Origin of the sequence: Calothrix rhizosoleniae SC01 (assembly GCF_900185595.1) — a bacterium.
Taxonomy (GTDB): Bacteria; Cyanobacteriota; Cyanobacteriia; order Cyanobacteriales; family Nostocaceae; genus Calothrix_A; species Calothrix_A rhizosoleniae.
In genome coordinates, this window is sequence record NZ_FYBH01000264.1 from 1 (window position 1) to 5,582 (window position 5,582).

5 protein-coding genes and 1 pseudogene are annotated in these 5,582 nt (G+C 39.3%); 3 read left to right on the plus strand and 3 right to left on the minus strand.

Annotation, left to right across the window (positions count from 1 at the left end; genetic code table 11):
* Positions 1–3: 3 nt before the first annotated feature.
* The gene (locus tag CALSC_RS15765) at positions 4–2,316 is read right to left on the minus strand and encodes an NACHT domain-containing protein (protein WP_088242275.1); all 2,313 of its coding nucleotides are present in this window, start codon (positions 2,314–2,316) and stop codon (positions 4–6) included.
* A 206-nt stretch (positions 2,317–2,522) separates the two neighbouring features.
* On the opposite strand from CALSC_RS15765, the gene CALSC_RS15770 reads away from it, so the two are divergent.
* Together CALSC_RS15770 and CALSC_RS15775 are read left to right on the plus strand one after the other, a co-directional pair.
* The gene (locus CALSC_RS15770; protein WP_235006806.1) at positions 2,523–2,930 is read left to right on the plus strand and encodes a PIN domain-containing protein; all 408 of its coding nucleotides are present in this window, start codon (positions 2,523–2,525) and stop codon (positions 2,928–2,930) included.
* A complete protein-coding gene (locus CALSC_RS15775; RefSeq protein WP_088242277.1) occupies positions 2,911–3,102 on the plus strand; it encodes a hypothetical protein in 192 nt (63 codons plus the stop codon). Before CALSC_RS15770 ends, CALSC_RS15775 begins: the two co-directional genes overlap by 20 nt.
* A gap of 40 nt (positions 3,103–3,142) precedes the next feature.
* On the opposite strand, the pseudogene CALSC_RS15780 reads toward CALSC_RS15775, so the two are convergent.
* A pseudogene (locus CALSC_RS15780) lies at positions 3,143–3,508 on the minus strand (Uma2 family endonuclease); the annotation flags it as partial.
* 445 nt (positions 3,509–3,953) lie between these two features.
* Here CALSC_RS15780 and CALSC_RS15785 point away from each other — a divergent pair.
* The gene (locus CALSC_RS15785) at positions 3,954–4,892 is read left to right on the plus strand and encodes a hypothetical protein (protein ID WP_088242278.1); all 939 of its coding nucleotides are present in this window, start codon (positions 3,954–3,956) and stop codon (positions 4,890–4,892) included.
* Positions 4,893–4,913: 21 nt separating this feature from the next.
* Here CALSC_RS15785 and CALSC_RS15790 read toward each other — a convergent pair.
* Positions 4,914–5,582: CpsD/CapB family tyrosine-protein kinase (locus CALSC_RS15790; RefSeq protein WP_143288272.1), on the minus strand; the 669-nt coding region annotated here is incomplete at its 5' end.

The following is a 5,582-nucleotide window of genomic DNA, read 5'->3' on the forward strand; positions in this document are numbered from 1 at the left end:
AACCTACTTATATTTACGATTAAACGCAAAGGAAATGGCTAGGGCATAAACCAAAGCGTAATCTAAGTATAAGTATGAGTTACCTCTTCCACTTAGCTTAATTCTATCGTCACACGCACGAGAAAGAGTTAAAGCAAAAGCACCCTCAAAAAAGAATATTAAGTTACCATCTTTGGTAAGATCAACAAACTTACTATTCTCAGCTTTATCAAGTGCAATTGCCAGTGTAAATAAAATATCAAAATAAAAAGCTCTTACTGATGCAAATTTATATGGATGAGTAATTGATTTTTCTCTATCTTTTAAGCACTCTAAAAATTGCTGTAGTTTATCATCTCCTGCTAATAGTATGTCAATTTGATATTTCATCGATGTTAATAGTAAATCTGCATTTGCTATTAATTCTGAAACAAGTAAAAATACTTCTCTCCAGTATATCTTTGTTACCTGGGCAACTAATGCATTACAATTATCCCGATCACAAAACCACTTCGCTACCAAATACTCTTGAAAAGTCAAATGGGAAAATGACCAAACCTTGTGCGATCGCTCAATCAATAATCCATATTGAGATGCGATCGCTTTTAACACCCCCTGACTTTCCCGTCGCTTAATCCCCAAAAACTCCCCAATATACCCCTCCAACTCCTCCTGCTCGAACAACACATATTGTTCTTGCTCGAACTTTTTCACCGCAACATAACTCAATAACTCCAGCTTTCGCTCCACCGACAAATCCCGATAAACCTGATCCCTCCCCACTTCCCGCGATTTTTCCCACTGTACCAACAATAACTCCAACCCTTCCTCATATAACTTGGAACGCTTCGAGTAAAATTTCTCCTTTTCTTGGAACACTGCACAAGTCAAACTCAACAAAATCGGTGTAATTGCAAGTTCCCGAATCGATTTATTTTCTTCCCTAAACAACTGCTCCAAAAAATACCGCGCTTTGTTCTCCCCTCCATTCCCACATACAGCCCCAAACCAATGTGCTGCAAAAGCTCTCACCTGCTCGGAGTTAAAATCAGCCACCTCTACATAATCGAACCTTTCAAACCGCGATTCCTGGCTTTGTGTCCGACAAGTCACCACTACCAACACCTGGGGATAAACACGGGCAAACCGCTTGATTTCCTTGGTAATTTGCTTTCCTGTTTCCCCCGTCACCTCATCCAACCCATCCAATAACACCAAAGCTTTACCCTGGTTTAGCACCAATTCCATATCTGTACTACTCAACCGCCAAAACTGTCCCAAAAATTGCTCCAAGTTATAGTCATATCTACGTCCATCATCCACAAAATCCCGCAGCTTTATCAACACAGGAATTCTTTGGGCTTGCAATTTTCCGTTATTACACTCGGTGACAATCCTTTGCAGATATGTGGTTTTCCCCGAACCCGGTTTTCCCACCACCATCAAGTTGGTATTCCGTAACAATACAACTAACCCGGAAACGCGCTGCTGTTGATTACCCAAACCAATGCGATCCAAACTGCGGTAGTTGGATTCACACTTCGTAAAATCCTGCCATAAATCATCCAATTCTGACCTGCGGTTACTACTGAGGGACTCCAGAATATTGACATCGACAAACAAATCGCCCAGGGGAACCCAATTATCGATTCCCCACAACGGCATTGTCTCGTGTAAACTTTGGATGGTGTTGTGGATGCGGGTACGTACCTGTTGTACCAAGTCATCAACTCGATTTCTCGATTTATTGCTGTTAATTGGACTTTTTTTTAGGTTTTTGAAGATTGGGGTATTTTCTTCGGGAATTCCTTGTAGTGCAATGGCATCACAACCACCGTGATAGGCATCTTCATAAGAATAACCAGCTCCTAACTCATCATAAAAGCCAATTGCAAACTTAATCGCAGCATCGTCACCAATTGTACTATTCATCCCTACCACATAATCAATATGCTCTGCGATCGCGTTAGCTTGAACTTCTGAGTAGCAAGCGTTGAGAACCACACATTCTAGTCCTCGCGCCGCAAATCGTTTGCATAAATTGACTAAGGCTTGGGTAGAAACAAGTTGTGCTAAACCAGCATCATCTTCCAACATTAAGCCATTTTCCCCTGAACCATGCCCGCAAAAATGCACAATTTGCGGTTTAAAATCCAACAAAGCACGACGTAAATCATCGGGACGAACGGCGAATTTGGATCGCAATGTAAATTTATCGCGGTGTTGTGACCTTCGCAAACCCTCATCAATTTCCCGCATTTCTGTATCTAGCCGCAATCTCGCTTCGTTGGTAGGGCTGGAAGCTAGGACTAAGATGGTTTTACTGTGGTTTGCCATGCGATCGCAGGTTTCTGTTTTATTTTAGACAATAAAAAACCGAATTTAACCGTAAGATTCAGTATTAAAAGTACGGGTCATTTTTCCATTAGACTTATCATATTCAGGGTCAATTAGAATATGGCATGAGTAAAATTTACAAAATTTATCTCGATGTTTGTTGTTTGAATCGAAATCTAGACAATTTAGAGCAATTTCGGATTCGTATGGAAGCTGAAGCAGTAACAGAAATTATTCAGAATTGCGAACATGGCAAGTGGATATTAATGAATAGTGATATTATTGAATTTGAGGTTAGCCAACATTCAGATTCATTTAAACAGCAACAGGTAAAATCAATACTAAATGTAGCAAATATTTATATTCAATCAACTGAAAATATTGATTTGAGAGCAGAAGAATTAATGAAGTTGAGCTTCAAATTTCACGATGCGTTACATTTAGCTTTTGCAGAAATGGGAGATGCCGACATATTTTTAACGACTGACGATAGACTTTTCAGGAAAGCAAAGCAATCTCAAAATCTTCTGAGTGTAGAAGTCGAAAATCCGACGATTTGGTTAATGAATATTTTGCAAGCAGAGGAGGAAAACGATGAAACTGACGGAAATTAGGCAGCAAGGATATAAAGCCCTAATTGATGCTTTAGGTGTAGCAGGAACTCTGAGGTTTTTACAGCAGTTAGAAGTGGGTTATGGTGACTATACAAAAGAACGTCATCAATGGCTTAATCAAATCACAATAGATGATTTTCGTAATTATATTAAACAAAAAAAAGTTGAATAATAGGATCGCTCGACAAAACTATGAGAATCAGATATTATTTTCAACCCCACACCCGACGCAAATTCAACAGGAAATCAGGTAACACCCCCTCACCCGACAATTCAGTGGGATTGTCCAACATTTCTACTTCTATGCCTGGTCGATAAATTTCTACTTGTGGCTGCTGGGGATTGAGTAACCAAGCAAGAGAAGCACTATTCTCAATATATTCTCTCATTTTTTTTTGCAATGACTCCAGCCGATCTGAGCTAGACCTTAACTCAACAAAAAAATCGGGGCAGATATTAGCAAAAGTTCCTTTTTGTTCAGTCGTCAGTGCATCCCAGCGTGCTTGACTTACTCAAGAAGCATCGGGGGAAAGAGTAGCACCATTGGGTAAAATGAAGCCCGTAGAAGAATCAGCAGCAAAGATGCTTACCTATTAATTAACATATTCTACAAGAATACAAGCTTCCACTGGACTGCCTCCTGCAAAGCTGCCTTCTAACTTTTTTCAGTAAGACTTACCATAATTTTACATAAAATTCATAAATAAGCTAGGTAAATTATCTTAGGATTACTTTATCTATCCTACTTCAATGTAAATTTTGTACGAAGATGAATACTTAGCGATCGCATGATGAATATCTAAGTTTCTAGCTTAGTTATTACCTCAGTTATGAATGAGCGTATTTGAATAAGACTGCTGGTTAGTGCGATTAGTCTGGGAATTTAATTTTCCGGAAACAGCCATGATGACGTTGGTATTATCCTGTATAAATTTCGTCAGCACTAGGTTGATTTCCCACACAGATACACAAGTAAAGAAAACAAAAAATTAATATTTTAATTATCATTCAGTAGAGGATTATATGAAAAACTCCCTGAGAGAATCGAGGAAAATACCATCGAAGAGATTATCTTTCCTCTTAACTCCGATTGTTGCTACTTCTGTGTTAGCTGCATCACCCAGTCAGGCTGCTACGTTTTCTTTTGCCCAAGCTGAATTAACTATCACTGGCTTAACTGCTGAATCTGACTTTATTGATAGCTTAAACGAAGCAGAAATTGACGCTATATCAAAGAATGAAGATGCACCAGTGGAAGTAATAAATAGCCCTGCTGTGGTAAATATTACTAACACTCCTCCTGAACCCATAGAAATAGACACCTTTGCCACTAGTGAAGCCTTTGGTGAGAATAAAGATTATCTGGGAACTGGGAATACTAACGCCAAAATAGTTGGCAATTTCGATGTGGCTCAAGGGGAAGAATTTGCTTTTAATTTTGAAGCATTTGTAGATTTGGAAACGAGAATAGATGACTCTTCCATAGAGAGTGCTCAAGCAGAGGGAGAAATTGGATTTTGGCTGTTTGACACCACAGGTTTAAGCGACAAAGAGTTAGAGGAATTGTCAGATAATCTATTGACGGCAGATACAAATAATAGTTTTATCGATCAAGCTTTAGAGTATTTTACTCTTGTTGGTAACTTAAATACATTAGGTGATGGCGATACTCTTACTAGTAAAAAGAGTGACAAAATATTGGTGACTTTTGAAGATCAAGTTGTTGATTTTGACAAGGAAGCTGAAAACGAATTTGCCACTGCCGTTGTTGAAGGATCTTTACAGCGTACTTTTAACAAAAAATCCAACCTGACACTATTTGCTACCAGGAGAACTCTAGTCAAAGTTGCAGCACCAGAACCTTCTACTGATCTGGCTTTACTAATATCTGGTACCTTAGCAGCGATCGCTGCTACTTACAAACGCCAAAAAAACCACTTTACTTCCCGTAATCGTAATTAGGAATTGTTCAGCAAACCCTATTTATTTTGCTTTTATGGCTAACTCTTTTTGAGCTGATGTTTCTTGGATGCTTTCTTCCTCTGTGTAGTAGTAATTGCGGGATTCATTTTGAGTAATTACTCCATTCACTACCTGTCCCAAAACATTTTGACCGGATTGTTGTAAAATTTCCCGAGAAAGTGTGGCATCCACAGAATTAGCTACCCCAGGTCTAACTACCAATAACAGACCATCAGCCATTTGACCTAAAATCGCCGCATCCGCCGCAACTGTCAAGGCGGGAGTATCAATAATTACAAAATCGTAGTCGATGGCAAAATCATTTACCAATGTAGCCATCCGTTTTGAGTCTAGCAATGAAGCGGGAGAGGGAGGTACCACACCGGCGGTGAGAACATCTAAATGATCACTAACTTTGGTAATTGTAGTTCTCACGTTTGCCTGTCCTACAATCACATGACTCAAACCTTCACTGTTGGATAGTTCCCAGATATGATGTTGAACTGGACGACGTAAATCTCCATCTACCAGTAATACTTTACGCTCCATTTGCGCCAGAATCAGAGCTAAGTTGGCGGATACCGTTGATTTACCTTCTTGAGGTACGGAGCTGGTAACAACAATGGTTTTTAATTCTTTATCGCTGCTGATACATGTCAAATTAGCCCTTAACATCCGATAAGCTTCGCT